We start from the raw sequence: 22,077 nt of genomic DNA, 5'->3' as shown, positions 1-22,077 counted from the left end.
CACTGAACCCGTTCCACTCTCGTAAGACGAAAGGACCGTCCGGTGTCGGAGCCCGTCAGCATTCCCACCCACTGGTACAACATCGCGGGAGATCTGCCCGACGCCCCGCCGCCGCACCTGCATCCCGGCACGAGGGAGCCGGTCACGGCCGCCGATCTCGAACCGCTGTTCGCCGCGGGGCTGATCGAGCAGGAGCTCTCCACCGAGACCGACATCGCGATCCCCGAGCCCGTCCGGGAGGCGTACGCGACCTACCGCACCACGCCGCTGCTGCGGGCCCGGTCCTTCGAGCGGGCGCTCGGCACCGCCGCCCGCATCTACGTCAAGTACGAGGGCGTGAGCCCGGTGGGCAGCCACAAGACGAATTCGGCTCTCGCGCAGGCGTACTACAACTCCGTCGACGGCGTGAAGAAGCTCACCACCGAGACCGGCGCCGGCCAGTGGGGCAGCGCCCTGTCGTTCGCATGCGCCAAGTTCGGCATCGACCTCGAGGTGTGGCAGGTGCGCGCCTCGTACGAGTCCAAGCCGTACCGCAGGCACCTCATCGAGGTGTACGGCGGCACCGTGCACTCGAGCCCGTCGGACCTCACCGCGTCCGGCCGCAAGGTCCTCGACGAGCAGCCGGACACCCCCGGCTCGCTGGGCATCGCCGTGTCCGAGGCCGTCGAGGTCGCCGCCGGCGATCCCGCCGCCCGGTATGCGCTCGGCAGCGTGCTCAACCACGTCGTGCTGCACCAGACCGTGATCGGCCTCGAGGCCGTCGAGCAACTGCGTGCCGCCGGCGAGGAGCAGGCCGACGTCGTGTTCGGGTGCGCCGGCGGCGGCTCCAACCTCGCGGGCCTGTCGTTCCCGTTCCTGCGCGAGGTGCTGCACGGCCGTGCCACCACCCGGGTGGTGGCGGCCGAGCCCGCCGCGTGCCCGTCCATCACGCGCGGCGAGTACCGCTACGACCACGGCGACATCGTGGGCCTGACCCCGCTGCTCAAGATGCATACCCTCGGTCAGGATTTCATTCCCGATCCCATCCACGCCGGTGGGCTGCGCTATCACGGCATGGCGCCACTGCTGAGTCACACCGTCGAACTGGGATACGTGCAGGGCACAGCCGTGGCGCAGACCGACGCCTTCGCGGCGGCGGTCGAGTTCGCCCGCACCGAGGGCATCGTGCCGGCCCCCGAGTCGGCCCACGCGATCGCGGCGGCCGCCGAGTACGCGCGGACCGTGACCGAACCCGAGGTGATCGTGATCGGGCTGTCGGGGCACGGGCAGCTCGACCTGCCGGCCTACGCCGCCTACCTGCACGGCGAGCTCGGATAGCAGCTCGGATAGCGCTGCCGGCGTGTCTTCCCCCCTGTGATCGGGGGGAAGACACGCCGACGAACGCTGTGATGCAACACACTGCCGGTCATCGGCGATACACCTGTGGAACCGCTTCATCGCGCGATGTCACCACCGGGAGGCCCTGATGCCCGACGCAGCCGACAACCTGGCCCTGCGCCTGCTCGACGCAGTGCACCGCACCCGAGGGATAGACCCTGGGATCGTCACCGATCGCTACCGGGCCTACCGGGCGGCGCAGAGCGCGGACGCCGGCCACGACGGGATCCGCGCGCTTCTGCGTACCTTCGAGGAGACCGGCGGCAGCGCCCAGTGGGCCGGCAAGGTCGGGCACTACCGTCGTCGCTACAGCCCCGAGGACGCGCCCATCGCCGCCGACACCGTCGAACTGGCCGCCGATGTCCTGCACCGGCACGGCGTCGACTCGGTGGACGACCTCGCCGGCACGGACGACACGACCCTCGCCGACGAGTGGCAGCGGGCCGGGGGCGACCCCGCCGTCTGGCAGCGGCTCCTCGACGCCCTGCGCCCGGCCCGGGCCCTGTCCGGCGTCGCCTGACCGACCCCCGCGGGCCGCGGCAAACCCGCCCGGCCACCCGTCGGCCGGGCGCATACTCGACGCATGCGTTATTCCGGCCGTCCGGAGGCCGGGCGGCGGCTGGCCCGCTCGGTTGCCCACCTGCGCGACGCGAACCCTGTGATCCTGGCGCTCCCCCGCGGCGGGATCCCCGTCGCACGGGAGGTGGCACACGCGCTCGACGCCCCGCTCGACGTACTCGTCGTCCGCAAACTGGGGGTGCCGTGGCAACCGGAACTGGCGATGGGCGCCATCGCCGAGGGCGGCTTCCGCGTGCTCAACGAGGACGTCATCCGTATCGGCCGGGTGGCCGAGGACTCGATCGAACGGATCGAGGCCCGCGAACGCACCGAACTCGACCGTCGCGCCCGGCTGCTGCGCGGCGGCAAGGAGCGCACGTCGCTGTCGGGACGCACGGTCGTCCTCGTCGACGACGGCATGGCCACCGGCGCGACCGCCGCCGTCGCCTGCCTGGCCGCGCGGGAGTCCGGGGCCGAGCGGGTGGTGCTGGCGGTTCCCGTGGCCTCCCCGGAGGCGGCGCGACGCGTCCGAGCGGTGGCCGACGAGGTGGTGTGCCCGTTCACGCCTGCCGACCTGGGCAGCGTCGGGGCCGCGTACGACGACTTCCATCAGCTCTCCGACGACGAGGCCGCCCGCCTGCTCGAATCCGCCTGAGCACCTGCCGCGCCGACCGGTATCCGTGTCCAGAATTCACAGGTATATCTACAGGTCAGCGCGAAAAGGCTACAAATCGGGCACCCCCGCTGCTGCATTTTCCAGCCTCGTGTGATGCAATGCACATCCACAAGTGGAAAATTGATGGAGGGGTCACCGTGAAAGAGTTTGCCGTGCCACAGTCGTTCTCGATCCCCGAGGACGCATCGATGGCGGAGGCCGTCTTCCGGCACGAAAAGGAGTCGCCGACCTGGGTGCCGTTCGAGCGCCGGATCGACGGCCGGTGGGTCAGCGTCACCGCCGCCGAGTTCGCCGCCCAGGTCCGCGGGGTGGCCAAGGGCCTGATGGCGTCCGGGATCGAGCTCGGTGACCGGGTCGCGATCCTGTCGAGCACGCGCTACGAGTGGGTCCTGATCGACTACGCGATCTGGGCGGCCGGTGGCTGCACCGTCGCCATCTACGAGACCTCCTCGGCCGACCAGGCCCAGTGGATCCTCGAGGATTCGGGGACCTCGCTGCTCGTCGTCGAGAACGACGGCCACGCCCGAACGGTTGCGACGGTGGCCGAGGCCGCGCCGGCCCTGCGCGAGGTCCTGCAGATCGAGGGCGCACCGGGCGCCAAGAGCGCCGTCGACGAGCTGATCGCCCGGGGTGCGGCGATCACCGACGCACAGCTCGAGGAGCGGCGCCACCAGGTGCGGGCCGAGTCCCCCGCCACACTGATCTACACCTCGGGCACCACCGGCCGCCCCAAGGGCGTGCAGCTGACCCACAGCAACCTGTGGGCCGAGGCCGCCGCCGTCAAGCTCGCCCTCCCGAACTCCATGGTGAGCGGCAAGCGGACCCTGCTGTTCCTGCCCCTCGCCCACGTGTTCGCCCGCGAGATCTCGTTCGGCGCCTTCGAGCACGGCGTGACCGTCGCGCACACCTCCGACCTGACCACGCTGCTCGACCAGCTCGGCGAGTTCAAGCCGAACTTCATCCTGTCGGTCCCGCGCGTGTTCGAGAAGGTCTACAACTCGGCCAAGCAGAAGGCGTACGACGGCGGCAAGGGCAAGATCTTCGAGAAGGCCTCCGACACCGCCATCGCGTACAGCGAGGCGCTGGACAAGGGCGGGGCCGGCCTCGGCCTGAAGATCAAGCACTTCGTCTTCGACAAGCTGGTGTACAGCAAGCTGCGCGCGGCCCTCGGCGGCGAGTGCGAGCAGGCGGTCTCCGGCGGCGCCGCCCTCGGCGCGCGCCTGGGCCACTTCTTCCGCGGCGTCGGCATTCCCATCTACGAGGGCTACGGCCTGACCGAGACCACGGGTGGCGTCACCCTCAACACCCCCGAGCACCAGCGGGTGGGCAGCGTCGGCCGGCCGGTCAACGGGCACGCCGCACGCATCGCCGAGGACGGCGAGCTGCTGCTCAAGGGCCCCGCGGTGTTCGGCGGCTACTGGAAGAACGAGAAGGCCACCGCCGAAGCGATCGTCGACGGCTGGTTCCACACCGGTGACATCGGCAGGATCGACGAGGACGGGTTCGTCCACATCACCGGCCGCAAGAAGGAGCTCATCGTCACCGCCGGCGGCAAGAACGTCGCCCCGGCCGTGCTCGAGGACGCGCTCCGGGCACACCCGCTGATCAGCCAGGTCATCGTCGTCGGCGACGCGAAGCCGTTCATCGGCGCGCTGATCACCCTCGATCCCGAGGCCCTGCCCGGCTGGAAGGAACGCCACGGCATCGCCGCCGACGCTCCGGTCTCCGAGCTGCTCGGGCATCCCGACCTGATCGCGGAGATCGACGCCGCGGTCGCCGAGGGCAACAAGAAGGTCTCCAACCCCGAGCAGATCAAGAAGTACCGGATCCTCGAGGTGGACTTCACCATCGAGACCGGCGAGCTGACCCCGACGCTCAAGCTCAAGCGCAACGTCATCCACGAGGCGCACGGCACGGCGATCGAGGCCATCTACTCGTAGGGCCATCTACTCGTAGGGCCATCTACTCGTAGGGCCATCTACTCGTAGGGCCATCTACTCGTAGGGCCATCTACTCGTAGGGCCATGCCCCGGCTGAGCGAATGCATCCTCCACCTCCGCGGCGAGGGATGCATTCGCTCACTCGCGTCGGTGGGCCGGCACGTCGGTCACGGCCAGGACGAACTCGGCGACGTCGCGGGTCACCGTGCGGTGCACCGGCTCGTGCAGCAGGTCGTGGCCTGCGTCCGGGTACTCGCGCAGCTCCAACGCCGGGATCGTCCGGGACCAGGCCCGGACGGGCTCGATCGGGGCCAGCCGGTCGTCGACGCCGTGCACCGCGAGCAGCGGTATGCGCGCCTGCGCGAGGATCTCGGCCGTCGCGGGCACGGCCGCCGATCGAGGCGTCCCGCACAGCACGGCGCCGCGGAATCGGCCGGCGTCGGTGCGCAGCACCGTGAGGGCGGTTCCCGCGCCGAGCGAGTGCCCCATCACCACCAACGGCATCCCCGGCTCCGCGCGCTCGGCCAGCTCGGCGACGCACAGCAGGTCGGCCGCCAGGTCGTCGACGGCGCCCGGTTCACCGGGGTTGCCCTCGGACAGGCCGTGCCCGGCGAGATCGAGGCCCCACACCGCGATGCCGTGCGGCGCCAGACCCGCGGCGAAGCGATGGTAGTGACCGGTGTGCTGACGCATCCCGTGGGCGAAGACGACGGCGGCCGTCGCGCCGTCGACGGACCAGTGCCGGTAGTGGACGCGGCCGGTGCTGCCGTCGAAAAAGGGCATGCGGCCATTGTGCGCCGGTGCACAATCGCGGGATGACACCGACCACCGCCGTCGAGCGCAGCCGAGCCGAGGGGCGCGCCGCCCGCACCCGCATGCCCCGCAGTGCGCACGGCGAAATTCGTTGTCCCGAACGGGATCCGGTCGCGATCTTCGAACAGCAGAACCGCACCCGACTGCCGGAACTGGTGCCGATCCGGTACGAACGGATGACGGAGTCGCCGTTCGCCTACTACCGCGGCAGCGCCGCCGCGATGGCGGGGGACCTGTCCACCGAGCCGCTGACGGGGCCCCACGTGGTGGCGTCGGGCGATGCACATCTGGCGAATTTCGGCCTGTACGCCTCGCCGGAGCGCCGAGTCCTGTTCGACCTCAACGACTTCGACGAAGCGTATCCGGCGCCGTGGGAATGGGACGTCAAACGGCTGGCCGCGTCGGTGTGGTTGGCCGGCCGTCAGACCGGGCGCACCGAGCAGCAGTGCCGGGACGCGACCCTCACGACGGTGCGCTCGTACCGCGAGACGATCCGCTTCCTGTCCGACCTGACGGCCACCGAGCGGTTCTACTTCCAGGTCGACGCGGACGAGATCGAGCAGGCGTCGCGGAATCCGGAGGCGATACGCGCCGTCGTGCAGAAGGCACGGGGCCGCACCTCCGAACAGGTCCTGAGGAAGCTGACGGTTACCACGGCCGACGGCGCACCGCGCATCGTCGACCAACCCCCGATCGTCCGGCACCTCGACATCGGGTCGCTCGAAGCCATCGACGGGATCGTCGCGTCCTACCGGGCGACGGTGCGGGCGGACGTCCTGCTGCTGCTCTCCCAGTACCGCGTCGTGGATTTCGCGATGCGGATCGTGGGAGTGGGCAGTGTGGGCACCCGGTGCTTCGTCGTCCTGCTGCTCGGGCCGGCCGACGAGCCGCTGTTCCTCCAGGTCAAGGAGGCCGGACAGTCGGTGCTGGAGACGCACGGCGGGATCCGCGAGACTCCCCACCGCGTCGCGTCCGAACTCATCACGCACGGCCAGGGCGCCCGGGTCGTGGGTGCGCAGCGAATCCTGCAGGCCCACTCGGATCCGCTCCTCGGCTGGATCACCGGCGTGCCCGGTCCGGACGGCGTGCGACGGGACTTCTACGTCCGGCAGTTCCGTGACATGAAGGGATCGGTGCAGTGGGATCGGTTGAGTGCCGCACAGTCGGAGCGGTACGGCCGGTTGTGCGGGGCGCTGCTCGCCCGTGCCCACAGCCAGAGCCCGGTCGGCGCGTTCGTCGCCGGGTACCTCGGCCGCGGGACGGTCTTCGACGAGGCGGTCGCGCGGTGGTCGGCCGCCTACGCCGATCGCACGGAGCAGGACTGGCGGGCGCTGTGCGACAAGGGGCCGTAGGTCACCAGCAGCGCCCCTCGCCGCGGTAGGTGGGGACGGTGGTGCGGGTGCCGTCGGCGTCGACGAGGTGCAGTTCCGCGAACCGCTCGCACAGCTCCCCCGCCTTGGCGTGCCGCAACCATACGCGCCCGCCGACGGGCAGATCCGCTGCGGCACGGCCGGTGACGGGGGTCTGCACCTCACCGGCTCCCTCGGCGCGCAGCAGCCGCAGGCCGGCGGGACGGACCGGACGCGGCACCCGCGAGGGACCCGCCGGGCCGGAGGCGATGTAGCCGCCCCCGAAGAGGGTGGCGACGGTGGGGCCGGGCCTGCGCACCGTGGGCAGTGCGAAATACAGCGCAGGGCGCGGGGTGAAGGCCCGGTAGCGATCGAACAGCGTGGGCACGTACAGACCGGAGCCGGCGGTGACCTCGGTGACGACCGGGTCGGCGGAGCTGACCTCGAGCGAGCCGGTGCCGCCGCTGTTGACGATCTCGAGGTCGCCGACGACAGCACGGACGGCCCCGGCGACGGCGCCGCGCCGGGTGGACAGCTCGGCGGCCGAGCGGCGTTTGACCCACCGGACCGCCGGCGAGGTGTCGGGCAGACCGGCGATCTGCGCCTCGTAGAACATCACGCCGACGACGGCGAAACCGGCGGTCGTCGCGCAGCGCGCAAGCTGCGCCACCTCGTCGGGGGTGCGCAGCGGCGAGCGCCGCACACCGAGATGCACCGGCCCGAGCCGCAGTGACGCGTCCACGTCGAGGCACACGCGGGGACGCACGCGGGCGGTGCCGAGGGCGTCGCGGACGATGCCGAGCTGGGCGGCGGAGTCGACCATGAGGGTGACGGCGTCGAGCGCCTGCGGCCGGCCGGCCAGTTCGGCGAGCGCGGCTCGGTCGACGGTCGGATAGCCGAGAAGCACGTCGCGGGCGCCGCGCTCGACCAGCCAGAGCGCTTCGCGCAGCGAGTACGCCATGATCCCACGGAATCCGGCCCTGGCGGTGAGGCCGGTGCCGAGCACCTCCTCGAGGACGGCGCGGCACCGGACGGACTTGCTCGCCACCCGCACGGGGGTACCCCCGGCGCGGCGGACGAGGTCGGCGGCGTTGCTCCGGAGCGTGGGGAGATCGACGGCCGCGAGCGGGGGGTCCAGGTCGGCCGTCGCGTCGTGGAGCCGGTCGAGGGGGTGGGTCACGGCGGGGTCCAATCCACGGCAGGTCGGGGGTCGCGGCCAGTCAACCACCGAGTTGGACCCGCGTCCAGGTTCAGGTCGTTTCCACGGCCCGTCCGGCGACGATCGCGGCGATGTCGTCGAGTTCGGTGACGATGGCGTCGCCGTCCCGATCGACCAGCCATCGCAGGACAACTCCGTCGAGCATGGCCAGCGCGAGCCGGGCGACGGTCGCGACGGGCTCGATCCACTCGGTGCCGGTGCGGGCGGCGCACTCCTCGAGGAACGTCCGTGCCTCGACGTCCATGATGCGGTACTGATCGGTGGCGATGTTGCCGCCGAGGGGCTCGCCGGCATCGCGGTGACGCAGCGAGTACGCCGTGATCTCGTAGGTGAGCAGCTGCCGGTCGGGCGTCTTCTCGATCGTCGGCCACATCGCGTTGATCCCCACGTAGAGCAGCTGCCGCAAGCCGCGCAGGCCCTGCGGGTCGGGTCCGTCCTGCGGGAGGGTGAAGGCGGTGCGCAGCGCCTGGCTGAGCTGGAGCACCAGCGCCTCCCCCATCGCGGCGACGAGGGCCTCCTTGCTCTCGAAGCAGTAGTGCACCACCCCGAGGGAGACGCCGGCGTGCTCGGCGACCGCCCGCACGGTGACGGCCCCGAGACCCCCGCCCTCTGCCAGCGCGAGAGCGGATTCGACGAGTTGGGCTCGACGTTGGTCCGCCGGCAACCGGTTCAGCATGCCTCCGATCGTAGATCCCGGCCCGGATCCGTCGGCATCTATTGACCTGGACGGTCGTCCAAGTCGATGATGGGCGCATGGCCACCGACCGCCCCGTCGCCACCTGGCACAACTGGGCCCACACCGAATCCGCGACGCCGCACGCGTACGAGACCCCGGAAACCCTGGAGGAGATCGTCGCCGTCGTCGCACACGCATCCGGACGCGGGCTGCGCGTCAAGGCGGTCGGGGCCGGCCACTCCTTCACCGGCGTCGCCGTCACCGACGGCGTGCTCGTCTCCCTCGACCGGTTCACCGGCATCGAGGAGGTCCGTCCCACCCCTGCGGGTGCGTTCGTCACGGTGCGGGCCGGCACCCGGCTGCGGGATCTCAACCGGCTCCTGTGGGAGCACGGTCTGGCGGTGCCGAACCTCGGGGACATCGACGTGCAGTCGCTCGCCGGCGCGATGTCCACCGGCACCCACGGCACCGGCGCCCGGTTCGGGGGCCTGGCCACCGTCGCGCGCGCGGCCACCCTCGTCCTTGCGGACGGCTCGGTCGTGCGCTGCTCCCCCGAGGCCGAGCCGGAACTCTTCGAGGCCGCCCGGCTCGGCCTCGGCGCCGTCGGCATCCTCGCCACGATCACCCTGGAGTGTGTGCCCGCGTTCGCACTGCATGCGGCGGAAGCACCCGGGACGCTCGACGACACCCTGGCCGTGCTCGAGCGCGACCGGCTCGGCGTCGACCACTTCGAGTTCTACTGGTTTCCGCACACCGACCGGGTACTCACCAAGCGCAACACCCGGCTGCCCGACGACGCACCGGGCGCCCCGGTGGGACGGCTGCGCGGCTTCCTCGACGACGAGGTGCTCGCCAACGGCATGTTCGAGGTCGTCCAGCGCCTCGCAACCCGCGCGCCGGCCCTCGTCCCCAAGCTCAACGGGTTCGCCGCGCGGACCCTGTCCCCCCGGGAGTTCGTCGATCGCAGCTACCGCGTCTTCGCCTCCCCGCGCCGGGTCCGGTTCCGGGAGATGGAGTACGCCGTCCCCGTCGAATCCGCGACCGAGGTGCTCACCGAGATCGATACGTGGCTCTCCCGCAGCGACTTCCACGTCGCATTTCCGGTGGAGGTACGCTTCGCCGCCGCCGACGACGTGTGGCTGTCGACGGCCCACGGCCGCGACAGTGCCTATCTCGCGGTGCACCAGTACCACCGTCGCGAACACCGGCCGTACTTCGATGCGGTCGAGGCGATCGCCCGCGCCGTGGACGGCCGGCCGCACTGGGGCAAGATGCACGGCCGCACCGCGGCCGACCTGCGCGCGACGTATCCGCGATTCGACGACTTCCTCGCCGTCCGCGACCGCGTCGACCCGCAGCGCACGTTCGCCAACCCGTACCTGGACCGCGTGCTCGGCCCGTAGCTCGCGCCCGGACCGCACGTCCTATCCGAACGATGCCGTGATCGAATTGCGCGCCAACGTCTCCCGCTGCTCGTCGGTGAGCCCGAGCCGGTCGCGCAGCGCCGCGAACGTGTCGTCGACGTACCCGCCGAAGTACGCCGGATCGTCGGAGTTCACGGTCACCAGCAGACCCGCCTCGAGCATGCGCGGCAGCGGATGCTGCTCGATCGAATCCACCACGCGCAGGCGGACATTCGACAAAGGACAGACGGTGAGCGGAATCTGCTCGTCGACGAGGCGCGCGACGAGAAGCGGGTCCTCGAGGGAGCGGATTCCGTGGTCGATGCGTTCGGCCCCGAGCAGATCCAGTGCCTGCCAGACGTATTCGGGCGGCCCCTCCTCCCCCGCATGGGCGACCGCGTGCAGGCCCTCGGCGCGGGCGCGGGCGAAGACGTCCTCGAACAGCGACGGCGGATAACCCACCTCCGCGGAGTCCAGGCCCAGCCCGCTGATCGGAGCCGACAGGCGCAGCAGTTCCCCGAACACCTCCTCGGCCTCGTGCACGGGCCGGTCCCGCACGACGGACGCGATCATCGCCGCGTCGACGCCGAACTCCCGCCGGCCCGCCGCGACGGCGGCGGCGAGGCCCTCGACCACCTCGGCCAGCGGCACGCCGCGGCTCGTGTGCGCCTGCGGGTCGAAGAAGAACTCGGCCCGCGTCACCCCGGCCTGCGCCGCCCGGCGCAGGTACGCCGTCGCGAGATCGGTGAAGTCCTCGGCGGTCCTCAGCACCTGCATGTTCGCGTAGTACAGGTCGAGGAACGACTGCAGGTCGGTGAACTCGTACCGGCCGCGCAGCTCGTCGAGGTCGGCATACGGGAGCGAGACGCGGTTGCGCTCGGCGAGAGCGAAGATCAGCTCCGGTTCGAGGGTGCCCTCGATGTGGACGTGCAGTTCGGCGAGCACGATCGATCTCCTTCGTCGGCGCGGGTCGTCAGCGGCCCTTCCAGACCGGCGGACGCTTCTGCGCGAACGCCGTCGCACCCTCGCGGGCGTCCTCGGACACGAACACCGGGCCGACGATCTCGCGCTGGCGGTCGAAGGCCTCGTCCGCCGGCCAGTCGGCGGCCTTGGCGATGACCTCCTTGGTGGCCGCCACGGCGAGCGGGCCGTTGGCCGTGATCCGTTCGGCGAGAGCCAGGGCGCCCGCCAGCGCACCGCCCGGCTCGGTGAGAACGTTGACGAAACCGTAGCCGTGGGCCTCCTCGGCGGTGAACGCGTCGCCGGTGAGCGCCAGTTCCATCGCCTTCTGATACGGAATCCGGGTGGGCAGGCGCAGCAGGCCACCACCCGCGGCGACGAGTCCGCGCTTGACCTCCGGGATGCCGAACTTCGCGTCCGTGGCGGCGACCACGAGGTCGGTGGCGAGGACGAGTTCGGTGCCGCCGGCGAGCGCGAAGCCCTCGACGGCGGCGATGATCGGCTTGCGCGGCGGCGCCTCGGTGAAGCCGAGACCCTTGCCCGGCACCGCGATGTTCTCCCCGGCGACGAACGCCTTGAGATCCATACCGGCGCAGAAGGTGCCGCCGGCACCGGTGAGCACGCCCACGGACAGGTCGGGGTCGGCGTCGAGTTCGTCGACGGCGGCCGCGAGGCCGTGGCTGACGGCCGCGTCGACGGCGTTGCGGGCCTCGGGACGGTTGATGGTGATCACCAGAATTCGACCGCGACGCTCGAGCAGGACCTCGTCGGACATGCGCACACCTTTCACGGGGTTCGGTTGCCGATCGCGCGTGCCGCGGTCCGTTCGCTTGTACCGCACTCGAACCCGACGGCAGCGGACCGCCGTGTCACGACACGCGGACGGCGACGGGCGTGACGAAACCGTCCGCGTCGATGTGCACCTGGTCGCCGGTGCGGAACCAGCCGTCGTCGAAGGTCTCGGCGGTCGCCTCCGGGTCGTTCCAGTAGCGGCGAGCGACACTGGGGCCGCGGCACAGCAGTTCGCCTTCACCTCGATCGGCCGCCGGACCGAGGAGGGCGACCTCCATCCCGCCGAACGGAACCCCCACGCTGCGCGGGTGTGCGGCCCGCTGATCGGTGGGCAGCAGCAATCCGATGCCGCCGGTCTCGGCCACCCCCCAGCCGCGCACGCATCTCGCCGCGGGGAACGACGCACGCAGGTGCCGCCACGGCACGCGCACCCCCCGCGCCCCGGCGGCGACGACGGTGCCGCCGGCCGCCAGGGTCGGCAGCAGTTGCACGGCGCTGCCCGCCGCCGTGGACAGCGGTGCGGTGAGCACCGTGCGCGCGCCCTCCGCGGTCAGGTCCATGGCGTGCACCACGGCCTCGATCGTGGAGAGGATGTTCTCGTTGGTGAGCTCGACCCCGTGCAGTCCCCCGCCGCGTTTGCGCACGTAGTACAACACCGCGAGCTCGTCCGGCGCGGCGCCCTCGTCCAGGAACGCCACCCCGTCGGGCAGCTCTCCGTCGAGGGTCAGGACGGCGCCGCTGTCCTCGGCGATCCACTCGAGTTCCGGTTCGCTGCACGTCGGATCCGGCAGCACCGGCACGCCACCGGCGAGGACCACCCCGAGGAACGCGTACAGCCAGCGGAATCCGTTCGGGCAGTGGACGACGACGCGGTCGGCCGGGCCCACGCCCTGATCGAGCAGGCCGCCGGCCACCCGGGCCGCCGACGACCACATCTGCCCGTAGGTGAGGGCGTTGCCGGCCCGGTCCACGGCGGCGACGCGGGCGGAATGCCGCAGCGCGCTGCGGTCGAGCAGCTCGGCCAGGCACGGCTCGAGGTCCTCGTACCGCAGGACACCGTCCAAGCGGCGACTGACGCGTTCGTCACGGAACCACCCGGCTGCACACGAAACCCGGACCAGCGCCACCGACATCGTCACCTCCGCCTCGTCGTGTGCCTGCACTATATGGCGCGGGTCACAGCTGGGGGCTGGATCGGCTCACCTTCCCGTGTACGACGCCTTCCCCGGCCCGACGGAGAGGAAGCTCCGCACCGCACCTTTCAGGTCGTCGGTGCCGAACAGCGCACCGGAGACCTCCGGGGTCTCCGAGTCGGCGTGGGCGACGCCACCGGACCGCCACGCGCCGATGATGCGCTTGGTGGCGTCGTGGGCGCGGGTGGGACCGTCGGCGAGCCGGTCCGTGAGGGCGCGCGCCGCGGCGTCGACGTCGTCGTGCACCGCGTTGACCACTCCCCACGACCGCAGCGTCTCGGCGTCGTAGAGATCGCCGGTCATCACCAGCTCGCGCGCACGGCCGGAGCCGGCGCGCTCCGCCAGCCGCTGCGGCCCGCCCATCGACGGAGTCAGACCGACGACGGTCTCCACCAGCCCGAACTTCGCGCCCGGCGCCGCGAGGACGATGTCGCAGGCGAGCGAGATCTCGAATGCCGCGGTGAGGGTGAGCCCGTGCGCGGCGAACACGACGGGGCACGGCAGGGCCTCGAGCGGATGGATGATCCGAGCGAACAGGTCCTGCCACAGCTGGGCGCCCTGGCCGGCGTCGAGGCCCTCGAACAGGTGGACGTCCACACCGCCGGAGACGACCTTGCCCTCCGCGCGGATCAGGACCGCGCGCGGCGGTGCCGCCCCGAGCGCGGCGACGTCGGCGATCACGGCGTCGAACAGGGCTCGGTCGAACAGGTTCAGCGTGCCGTGCGCGACGGTCAGCACGGCGACCTCGGCACCGGCCGCGGTGGTGTGGCGCTCGAGGCGGGTGGGGTGGGTGGTCTGCGTCATGCGCGCCACACTAGGCGAGTGTGCTGCGCTCCTCGAGGGACAGGCTCGGCACCGGCTCGGCCCGGCCGGGCCGACCGAAGAACAGCGCCGCGGCGAAGCCGACGAGCAGGACCGCGGCGGGCAGCAGCGTCGACTCGGCCATGGCGGCGGCGAAGGGCGCGCGCACCGGCTCCGGCAGGGCCGTCGTCCCGCCCTCGGCCGCGTCGGCCGTCCCGCCGCCGGTGAGCCCGTGCACGGCGAGGCGCGAGGTGATGAGCGCCCCCACGGCGGCGCTGCCCAGGACGGCACCGACCTGACGGGTGGTGTTGTAGACACCCGACCCGGCCCCCGCCTGATGGGGCGGCAGGCCGTGCGTCGCGGTGGCGGCGAGCGGCGACCAGATGCCGGCCATCGCGGCACCCATGAGGGCGATCGGCAGCAGCAGCTGCCACACCGGCGAGTCGGGTGTCATCAGTGCCGCCAGCCACGCCAGCGCCACCGCGAGCAGCGCGAAGCCGGTGCCGGCGATGTAGCGCGGATGGGTCCGGTCCACGAGCCGGCCGACCATCGGGGCGAGCACGCCGGTCAGGACCGCCATCGGGGCCATCAGCAGCGCCGACTCCGTGGGTGTCCAGCCGCGCACGCCCTGGGCGTAGAACATCAACGGCAGGACCATCGCGGTGACCGAGAAGCCCATCGCGGCGATGCCGATGTTGGCCAGCGAGAAGTTGCGGTCGCGGAACAAGCCGAGCGGGACGAGCGGCTCTCCGCGCCCGCGGGACTGGTACCACACGAACACCGCCAGCAGCGCCACTCCGGCGGCGATCAGCACCCACACGGGCGTGGACCAGTCGTAGGAGTTGCCCTCCTGGATACCGAACACGAGGCAGAACATGCCCGCGCCGCTGAGCAGCACGCCGAGGAGGTCGAACCGGTGCGGATGGGTGGGCAGCGCCGGGACCAGGCGCGCCGCCAGGACGAACCCGACGATCCCGACCGGCACGTTGACGAAGAAGATCCACTCCCAGCCGAGGTGGTCGACGAGGACACCGCCGGCCAGCGGACCCACGAGGGTGGCCACACCGGCCACCGCGCCCCACAGTCCCATGGCGGTGCCCCGCCGGTCCGGCGGGAAGGTGCGGGTGATGATCGCCATGGTCTGGGGGGTCATCAGCGCCGCGCCGAGGCCCTGGAAGACCCGGGCGACGACGAGGGCGGCGACGGTGCCGGACAACCCGCACCACAGCGACGCCGCGGTGAACACCACCAGCCCCGCCAGGTAGACCCGCTTCGGGCCGAACCGGTCCCCGAGGCGGCCGGTGACCAACAGCGGCACCGCGTACGCCAGCAGGTAGGCGCTGGTGACCCACACGACGTTGTTGATGTCGGTGTCGAGCGCCCGCATGATCGCCGGGTTGGCGACCGCCACGATGGTGCTGTCCACCAGGATCATGAAGAACCCGAGGCACAGCGCCCACAGCGCCGGCCACGGACTTGTCTCGGTCTCCACCCGCACGCCCTCCGCTCGTAGGCGTCTACGGTAGCGCCGTGGACGGACATCTCCTGGACATCGTGCGGCTGGCCTGGTGCCGCGAACTCGGGCTCGACGACGCAGCGCTCGCCACCCCGGGCCGGGTGACGCGGGTGGACGACGCATCCGCCCTGGTCCGGGTGCTACGACTCGGCGACGTCAGCGCGGTGGTGGGCCCGGGCTGGGTGGTCGACGCCGTCGCGACGGTGCCCGACGCGGAGCTGGACGCGTCGGCGCTGCTCGACCTGACGCGCGGGCACGCGGTGCGCAGCCACGCGCTGAGCTACTGCGCCGACTGGGTCGACGCGACACGGGTCCGCGATCCGCTGATCTCCCACGAGGTCGACGACCTGGCGGAGCTGTTGCGGCGCTGCCCACCCGACGACGCGACCGAGGCGGGCCTCGAGAACGTGACCGAGGCGGGCCTCGAGATAGTGACCGAGGCGGGCCTCGAGAACGTGACCGAGGCGGGGCTCGAGAACGTGACCGGGGAGGCGTCGTCGTTCGTGCTGCTCGACGACGACCACCGGCCGCTGTCGGGTGCGGTGTACACCGAAGTGCAGTCGATCCTGGCGGACGTGACGGCGCTGACCGTGCCGGAGCACCGGCGGATCGGCCTGGCGGCGACCGTCGCGACCCTGGCGACGCACGATGCGCTCGACGCCGGACTCGTCCCCCAGTGGCGGGCCCGGCGCGACAACACCGCGGGCCGTGGCCTGGCCGCGGTGTTGGGGTACACCGAACTGGGAACCCACATCTCGGTGGCAGTACCGGCCGCCGCAGGAACGTAACGAGCCGCAGGAACGTAACGAGTGAGGGGAGCCCAGTGAACGAGCACTCGGGAGGCGACGGGGACGGGTACGTCACGCCCGGCGCCGAGTACAGCCGTGACACGCACTACATCACCACGCGCATCACAGCCGACGGGCGCGACGGGTACCCGGTGGAGGCCGGCCGGTACCGGCTGATCGCGGCCCGCGCCTGCCCGTGGGCGAACCGCGCGCTCATCGTGCGGCGGCTGCTGGGGCTCGAGGACGCGCTGTCGCTGGGGTTGTGCGGCCCCACGCACGACGAGCGCAGCTGGACGTTCGATCTGGACCCGGGCGGGGTGGATCCGGTGCTGCAGATCCCGCGGTTGCAGGACGCGTACTTCGCGCGGGACCCCGAGTACTCCCGGGGGATCACGGTGCCCGCCGTCGTCGACGTGCCTACCGGCCGCGTGGTCACCAACGACTACCCGCAGATCACCCTGGACTTCGCCACGGAGTGGACGGCACTGCACCGCGACGGCGCCCCCGACCTCTACCCGGAACCGCTGCGCGACGAGATCGACGAGGTCGCCGAGCTCGTCTACCAGGACGTCAACAACGGCGTGTACCGGTGCGGGTTCGCCGGGTCCCAGCGCGCGTACGACCGTGCCTTCGACCGGCTGTTCGCGCGGCTGGACTGGCTCGAGGAACGGCTCGGCTCCCGTCGGTACCTGGTGGGCGAGACGATCACCGAGGCGGACGTGCGGCTGTTCACCACGCTGGCCCGCTTCGACGCCGTCTACCACGGGCATTTCAAGTGCAACCGGAATCTGCTGGCGTCCATGCCGGCGTTGTGGGGGTACGCCCGGGACCTGTTCCAGACGCCCGGTTTCGGCGACACCATCGACTTCGGGCAGATCAAGCAGCACTACTACATCGTGCACACCGACATCAATCCGACGCAGATCGTGCCGAAGGGCCCCGACCCGAGCGGATGGCTGACCCCGCACGGCCGGGAAGAGCTGGGCGGCACGCCGTTCGGGGACGGCACGCCGCCGCCCCCGCCGCGGGCGCAGGAGGCGGTGCCGGCTTGAGTCCGACTCACGCGCCCGCGTACGTTCCGAAACTCCAGTACACCCCCTGCGGGTCCCGGCACGTGAAGTCGTGCGATCCGTAGTCGGTGTCGTGCAGGCCGAGGACGACCGTGGCACCGGCGGCCACAGCGCGGGCGTGCAGCGCGTCGACCGCGGGGGCGTCGGGGAGGACGAGGTAGATGCAGCCGGTGCCGGCGGGTATCTCGATCGGGCCGCCCCCGCCGGCCGAGCCGAGCATGACGCCGCCGCCGTGCGGCCAGCGCAGCTCGGCGTGGTCGACGCGCCCGCCGTCGCCGTAGACGGCGTTCTCGGTGAAACCGAACGCGTCGACGAGGAAGCGGATCGCCGCCCGGGCATCGGTGTAGGAGAGGCAGGGCCACACGGGTGTGGTGAGTGCTGTCGTAGTCATGGTTGCCAGTGTTCGTCGGCAGCCGGGTCGCCGTCTTGGACGATTGGGAACTGCTCGTCGCGCAGCCAGTGCGACGGCGGAACCCCGGCGATCGCGCGCCATTCCCGTGCGAGGTGGGCCTGATCGTAGAACCCGGACCGGGCGGCCACGTCGGCGAGCACGTGCGGTCCGGGCCGGCGCAGCAGCCGACGGGACCGGTCGAACCGGACCACCCGCGCCGCCTCCTTGGGCCCCACCCCGAACTCGGCGGTGAATCGTGCGTTCAGATACCTTCGACTCCAACCGATCTCGTCGGCCAGGTCGGCGATCCGCACGCCGGGGGTGCGGGGATCCTGCAGCCTGCGCCACACGTGACGCAGGTGTGGATCGATCTCGCCGTGCTCGGCGGCGAGCCGCCGGGCGAGCACCTCGTCGAGGACCCGGAATCGGCTTTCCCACCCCGCAGCGGCGGCGATCCGCTCGCCGAGTTCCCGGGCGGCGGCGCCGAGCACGTCCTCGAGATCGACGACCCACGCGCCGAGTGCACCGGCGGGCACCCCCAGCAACACCCGGGCTCCCGCCGGGGTGAGCGCGAGCTGGATTCCGTGCTGGTTGCCGTCGTGGGCGATGGTGACGGCGGTGGTGGCCAGGCCGCTCGCGAGCGCACCGAACCGGCCCGGGCCCTGACCCGGTGCCGCGGCCCGCGCGAGTTCGACAGGGGCACCGATCGTGAGCACGACGGTCAGGTCCGGGGACGGCAGACCGAGGTGGGTACCGGGGGCGAATCCCGTCAGCCGGTACCCGTCGTAACTGCGCACGTAGGGGCACAGCGGCGGGGCGGGCCGCCGCCGGGCACCGTCCGAGATGCCGGTCACGGTCCCAGGGTAAACACGGATAGACGCCACGCCCACGGGGTACACAGGGTGAGCAGCCGTGGAACTCACGGCGGTGTATGCAGGCCCGGGAGGGCCGGGAGGATCGAGGACGGAACGATGAGCGACAGGGTAGGACGCGTGGAGAAGTATCTCGTCACGCTCCTGGACAACGGCAGCAGGCTGCAAGCGCCCGCGGTGGCACGCTACGTCGACCTGACGCGGCGTGCCCATCCCGACGAGACTCCCGAGCAGATCATCAGGCGGTTGGAGAAGACCTTCCTCAACGGAGTCACCGGGAGCGGCACGGCGGCCGGCGCCGCGGCGACCGTGCCCGGGATCGGCACACTCGCGTCGATCGCCGCGGTCGGCGCCGAGACCGCGTTCTTCCTCGAGGCCGCCGCGTTGCTGACCCTGGCGGTGGCATCGGTGCACGGGATCGAACCGCACCAGCACGAGCAGCGCCGCGCCCTCGTGCTCGCCGTGGCACTGGGCGAAGCCGGCATGGAGATCGTCGAGCGCGCCACCGGCACGACCGCGAAGACGTGGACGTCGGCGCTCACCGGCAAGATCCCCGGTGCCCAGCTGAAGTCCGTGAACAAATCGCTCGTGCGGACCTTCGTCCGCAAGTACCTCGCCAAGCGCAGCGCCCTGGTATTCGGCAAGCTCGTGCCCGCCGGCATCGGTGCCGCGATCGGTGGCGCGGGCAACCGCGCGCTGGGCAAGCGGGTCATCGCGAACGCCCGGGACGCGTTCGGGCCGCCGCCGGCGCAGTGGCCGTCGCAGCGTCCACCGCTCACCGGCGCAGCGTCCGGACCGGACGGGGATCCGAACTGGCAGGCGCTGTCCTCCCCCCTGACCGGCTGGTGACATGTCCGCGGGCAAGGTGTTCGTGCGCGAGAGCGGATCCGGCACCCGCACCGTGGTTCTCCTGCACGGATACTCCGATCACGGGGGCACCTGGTGCAAGGTGGTCCCGGCGCTGGCCGAGCGCCACCGGGTCCTGACCGTCGACCTGCCCGGATTCGGCCGCAGCGCCGGACACTGGCGGGCGCCGGTGCTGGATCACTATGTCGACACCGTCGCCGAGGTGATCGCCGACTGCGCGGATCCGGTGGCGCTGATCGGCAATTCGCTGGGAGCGGTGACCTCGCTGGCGTTCGCATCGACGTATCCGGGCCGGGTGGACGGCGTCGTGCTCGCCGACATGCCGGGGATGGCCGGGATCCCGCGCAGCTGGTCGAGCGGCGCGCGGTTGCCGCTGGACATGGTGTCGCGCGCGCTGTCCCGGCCCGTGCCGCCCGCCCTGGTGCAGTTCGCCGTCGCCACTCTCTACGCCCGTGCGGCGCTGCACCGTCCGGACCGGCTGGGCGTCGACACCCGCACCGCGTTCGCGGCGAACTACGCGAGCCGGCGCAGCATCGAGACCCTGCTGGCCGTCGGCCGGGCCGTGATCCCCGAACTGGCCCGGCTGCCCATCCCCGAAATGGTGAACTCCCTGTCCGTGCCGGCACTGCTGGTGTGGGGTGAGCGGGATCTGATCACCCCGGCGCGCGCCGCGGGCCGGGTGCATACCGGCGCCCGACGGCGGGTCGCGATCATTCCGGACGCCGGGCATTGCCCGCAGCTCGACTCCCCCAGCGAATTCCTCGAACTGGTGCTGCCGTTCCTCGAGCGGTCCTTCTCCCGGCCTGCCGCGCCGGGCACGTAGGCTCTCGGGGTCCGAGCAGGACCCACCAGAGAGGGAGTCGATGACAGCGCCGTTCCCGACGGAGCCGGCCGCCGGCGCCGGGTACGCGCCCGCGGCGGGTATCGCCGTGCAGGGCCTGTGGAAGAACTTCCGCGACGTACCCGCGGTGTCGGACCTGTCGTTCTCCGTGCCGCCGGGTTCGATCACGGGATTTCTCGGGCCGAACGGTTCCGGGAAGACGACGACCCTGCGGATGCTGCTCGGCCTGGTGCGCCCGACGGCCGGTGTCGCGCTCGTCGACGGGGTGCCCTTCACCTCGCTGCCGCACCCGGCACGGGTGGTCGGTGCGGTGCTGGACGCGCAGAGCTTCCATCCCAAGCACACCGCCGGCACCCATCTCGAGGTGTACGCCGCGGCGATCGGCGTGCCGTCGGCACAGGTGCGGCGCGTCCTCGACCTGACCGGGCTCGCCGCGGCGACCCGCCGGCGGATCGGCGAGTTCTCCCTCGGCATGCGGCAGCGGCTGGCGCTGGCCACCGCGCTGCTCGGCGAACCGCGCTACCTCGTGCTCGACGAACCGGCGAACGGCCTCGACCCCGAAGGCATGGCCTGGTTGCGCGACTTCCTGCTCGGCTACGCCCGCTCCGGGGGCACCGTGCTGATCTCGAGTCACATCCTGCGGGAGGTCGAGCAGACGGCCGACCGTCTGGTGATCATCAGCCGCGGCAGGCTCGTGCACCAGGGCACGACGGCGGATCTGCGGCATGCGCATCGAGCCCGGGTCCTCGTCGCCGTCTCCGACCCTGCCCGCCTGGCGACGGCTCTCGCCGCGTCGGGCCACACCGACGCGCAGGTCCAGCCCGACGGGCGGCTCGCGATCGTCGGGGTGGAACCCGAGCGCGTCGCCGAGTTCGCCACCGCGTACGGCGTGACCGTCTTCGGAACGAGCGTCGAGCACATCGACCTCGAGCAGGTGTTCCTGGCGATGACGGCGGGTCAGTACGTGGGTGCCGCGCCCGGGTGGGGGATGCAGGGACCGCCGGCTCCACAGCCCCCGTACCCGGGGCAGTTCCCACAGCCCCCGCAACAGCCGCCGTACCCGGGGCAGTTCCCGCACTCCCCACAGCCTCATCCGCCGACCGGTTGGGAAGGACCCCGTTGACTGCGTTGCTGACGGCCGAGTTCCGTAAGGTCCTGGGCCTGCGTTACTGGTGGATCCTCGGGATCGCCCCGGCGGTGGTGGGCCTGTTCTCGGGGGCTCTGACCCTGCCGATCCTCACCACCCTCGAGGGACTCGTCGGCGAGAACTTCGCCGAAGCCGCCGCCGCCGCGATCGGTGTCGCGGTCGCACTGGCGCTGGTGTTCCTGTTCGCGGCCCTGTTCGGGGTGGTCAACACGGGCAGCGAGTTCCAGCACCGCACCATCGTCACCAGTTTCCTGACCGCCCGCGGCCGCGACGGGGTCGTCGCCGCCAAGCTGACGACGGCGGTCGCGTTCGGCCTGTTGTACTGCGTGGTGGTGGAAACCGTGTCGGTGCTGACCGTCCTGATGTTCGGCGGCGGACCGTCCGGCGACGGCTCGGGGGCGGGCAATGTCGCCGCGGTCCTCGGCGCCGGCCTGTTCGCCGCGATGCTGTGGGCCCTCATGGGCGCGGGGCTCGGCCTGCTCACCGGTTCGACGGCCGGCAGCGTCCTGGCGATCACCGCCTGGGTTCCGTTCGGGGAGCTGATCGTCTCGCTGATCCTCGACGGTCTCGGGGCGGGTGCGCTCGCCCGGCTGCTGCCCGGACAGCTCACCTGGTACACGGTGTTCACGGCCATCGACCTGCCCGAGGAGGTCGACCCGGCCGTGACGTGGCCGGCGGCGCCGCTGGGGTTGCTCGGCTGGACGGTACTGCTGTGCGGCCTCGGCTGGTGGCGTACCCGTACCCGCGACATCGTCTGATTCCCTCTGCGCGGATTCGTCCGCTCGTTGCGAATTCGCGCCGGTCGCGCACGGAGCGGATTCCGAAGGG

The 22,077-nt window shown here is 71.8% G+C and carries 22 protein-coding genes; 12 read left to right on the top strand and 10 right to left on the bottom strand.

Features of this window, described 5'->3' with window-relative positions; translation table 11 throughout:
- Positions 1–42 precede the first annotated feature (42 nt).
- The 4 genes from ACWPQI_RS07485 to ACWPQI_RS07470 all read left to right on the top strand — a co-directional run bounded on the left by ACWPQI_RS07485 (position 43) and on the right by ACWPQI_RS07470 (position 4,551).
- Entirely contained in the window at positions 43–1,317 is a 1,275-nt protein-coding gene (locus ACWPQI_RS07485; protein WP_010592393.1) for a TrpB-like pyridoxal phosphate-dependent enzyme, read from the top strand.
- A 148-nt stretch (positions 1,318–1,465) separates the two neighbouring features.
- Entirely contained in the window at positions 1,466–1,897 is a 432-nt protein-coding gene (locus ACWPQI_RS07480) for a hypothetical protein (RefSeq protein ID WP_474738709.1), read from the top strand.
- Positions 1,898–1,960: 63 nt separating this feature from the next.
- A complete protein-coding gene (locus tag ACWPQI_RS07475; protein WP_040275610.1) occupies positions 1,961–2,590 on the top strand; it encodes a phosphoribosyltransferase in 630 nt (209 codons plus the stop codon).
- Positions 2,591–2,748: 158 nt separating this feature from the next.
- Positions 2,749–4,551, top strand: coding sequence for an AMP-dependent synthetase/ligase (locus tag ACWPQI_RS07470; RefSeq protein ID WP_010592396.1), 1,803 nt, complete (start codon positions 2,749–2,751; stop codon positions 4,549–4,551).
- 138 nt (positions 4,552–4,689) lie between these two features.
- On the opposite strand, the gene ACWPQI_RS07465 is transcribed toward ACWPQI_RS07470, so the two are convergent.
- Complete coding sequence (locus ACWPQI_RS07465) at positions 4,690–5,334, bottom strand: alpha/beta hydrolase (protein WP_010592397.1); 645 nt, start codon at positions 5,332–5,334, stop codon at positions 4,690–4,692.
- A gap of 32 nt (positions 5,335–5,366) precedes the next feature.
- Between ACWPQI_RS07465 and ACWPQI_RS07460 the strand changes: the two genes are divergently transcribed.
- The gene (locus tag ACWPQI_RS07460) at positions 5,367–6,716 is read left to right on the top strand and encodes a DUF2252 domain-containing protein (RefSeq protein WP_140188420.1); all 1,350 of its coding nucleotides are present in this window, start codon (positions 5,367–5,369) and stop codon (positions 6,714–6,716) included.
- Between the two features lies 1 nt (position 6,717).
- On the opposite strand, the gene ACWPQI_RS07455 is transcribed toward ACWPQI_RS07460, so the two are convergent.
- Positions 6,718–7,893, bottom strand: coding sequence for an amino acid deaminase/aldolase (locus ACWPQI_RS07455; RefSeq protein ID WP_010592399.1), 1,176 nt, complete (start codon positions 7,891–7,893; stop codon positions 6,718–6,720).
- Between the two features lie 70 nt (positions 7,894–7,963).
- Complete coding sequence (locus ACWPQI_RS07450) at positions 7,964–8,608, bottom strand: TetR/AcrR family transcriptional regulator (protein ID WP_458603179.1); 645 nt, start codon at positions 8,606–8,608, stop codon at positions 7,964–7,966.
- A 77-nt stretch (positions 8,609–8,685) separates the two neighbouring features.
- Between ACWPQI_RS07450 and ACWPQI_RS07445 the strand changes: the two genes are divergently transcribed.
- Positions 8,686–10,011: a D-arabinono-1,4-lactone oxidase gene (locus ACWPQI_RS07445; protein WP_010592401.1), complete on the top strand. Its 1,326-nt coding sequence runs from the start codon at positions 8,686–8,688 to the stop codon at positions 10,009–10,011.
- A 21-nt stretch (positions 10,012–10,032) separates the two neighbouring features.
- On the opposite strand, the gene ACWPQI_RS07440 is transcribed toward ACWPQI_RS07445, so the two are convergent.
- The 5 genes from ACWPQI_RS07440 to ACWPQI_RS07420 form a co-directional block, all read right to left on the bottom strand.
- A complete protein-coding gene (locus ACWPQI_RS07440) occupies positions 10,033–10,956 on the bottom strand; it encodes an adenosine deaminase (RefSeq protein WP_010592402.1) in 924 nt (307 codons plus the stop codon).
- A gap of 28 nt (positions 10,957–10,984) precedes the next feature.
- On the bottom strand, positions 10,985–11,746 hold the full coding sequence (locus ACWPQI_RS07435) for a crotonase/enoyl-CoA hydratase family protein (RefSeq protein WP_010592403.1): 762 nt from the start codon (positions 11,744–11,746) through the stop codon (positions 10,985–10,987).
- A 94-nt stretch (positions 11,747–11,840) separates the two neighbouring features.
- Entirely contained in the window at positions 11,841–12,896 is a 1,056-nt protein-coding gene (locus ACWPQI_RS07430) for a class I adenylate-forming enzyme family protein (RefSeq protein ID WP_029539872.1), read from the bottom strand.
- A gap of 66 nt (positions 12,897–12,962) precedes the next feature.
- A complete protein-coding gene (locus tag ACWPQI_RS07425) occupies positions 12,963–13,760 on the bottom strand; it encodes an enoyl-CoA hydratase/isomerase family protein (protein WP_017681736.1) in 798 nt (265 codons plus the stop codon).
- A gap of 10 nt (positions 13,761–13,770) precedes the next feature.
- The gene (locus ACWPQI_RS07420) at positions 13,771–15,192 is read right to left on the bottom strand and encodes a DHA2 family efflux MFS transporter permease subunit (RefSeq protein ID WP_263623494.1); all 1,422 of its coding nucleotides are present in this window, start codon (positions 15,190–15,192) and stop codon (positions 13,771–13,773) included.
- 95 nt (positions 15,193–15,287) lie between these two features.
- Between ACWPQI_RS07420 and ACWPQI_RS07415 the strand changes: the two genes are divergently transcribed.
- Entirely contained in the window at positions 15,288–16,061 is a 774-nt protein-coding gene (locus ACWPQI_RS07415) for a GNAT family N-acetyltransferase (protein ID WP_407040701.1), read from the top strand.
- 35 nt (positions 16,062–16,096) lie between these two features.
- Positions 16,097–17,113, top strand: coding sequence for a glutathione S-transferase family protein (locus ACWPQI_RS07410; RefSeq protein ID WP_017681733.1), 1,017 nt, complete (start codon positions 16,097–16,099; stop codon positions 17,111–17,113).
- 7 nt (positions 17,114–17,120) lie between these two features.
- On the opposite strand, the gene ACWPQI_RS07405 is transcribed toward ACWPQI_RS07410, so the two are convergent.
- On the bottom strand, positions 17,121–17,522 hold the full coding sequence (locus ACWPQI_RS07405; protein ID WP_026138000.1) for a VOC family protein: 402 nt from the start codon (positions 17,520–17,522) through the stop codon (positions 17,121–17,123).
- Complete coding sequence (locus ACWPQI_RS07400) at positions 17,519–18,376, bottom strand: AraC family transcriptional regulator (protein WP_010592411.1); 858 nt, start codon at positions 18,374–18,376, stop codon at positions 17,519–17,521. Before ACWPQI_RS07400 ends, ACWPQI_RS07405 begins: the two co-directional genes overlap by 4 nt.
- A 117-nt stretch (positions 18,377–18,493) precedes the next feature.
- On the opposite strand from ACWPQI_RS07400, the gene ACWPQI_RS07395 reads away from it, so the two are divergent.
- The 4 genes from ACWPQI_RS07395 to ACWPQI_RS07380 are packed head-to-tail and all read left to right on the top strand — an operon-like array spanning position 18,494 to position 22,007.
- A complete protein-coding gene (locus ACWPQI_RS07395) occupies positions 18,494–19,243 on the top strand; it encodes a hypothetical protein (RefSeq protein WP_026137999.1) in 750 nt (249 codons plus the stop codon).
- A gap of 1 nt (position 19,244) precedes the next feature.
- On the top strand, positions 19,245–20,084 hold the full coding sequence (locus ACWPQI_RS07390) for an alpha/beta fold hydrolase (protein ID WP_010592413.1): 840 nt from the start codon (positions 19,245–19,247) through the stop codon (positions 20,082–20,084).
- 40 nt (positions 20,085–20,124) lie between these two features.
- On the top strand, positions 20,125–21,225 hold the full coding sequence (locus tag ACWPQI_RS07385) for an ABC transporter ATP-binding protein (RefSeq protein WP_017681731.1): 1,101 nt from the start codon (positions 20,125–20,127) through the stop codon (positions 21,223–21,225).
- Positions 21,222–22,007 carry an ABC transporter permease gene (locus tag ACWPQI_RS07380; RefSeq protein WP_029539874.1) on the top strand — a complete coding sequence of 262 codons (786 nt, stop codon included), beginning with the start codon at positions 21,222–21,224 and terminating at the stop codon, positions 22,005–22,007. The genes ACWPQI_RS07385 and ACWPQI_RS07380 overlap by 4 nt, the downstream gene beginning before the upstream one ends.
- The last annotated feature ends 70 nt before the right edge of the window (positions 22,008–22,077 follow it).

It is taken from the genome of Rhodococcus sp. LMD, from assembly GCF_056108245.1.
This window is presented reverse-complemented; position numbering and strand designations above follow the sequence as displayed.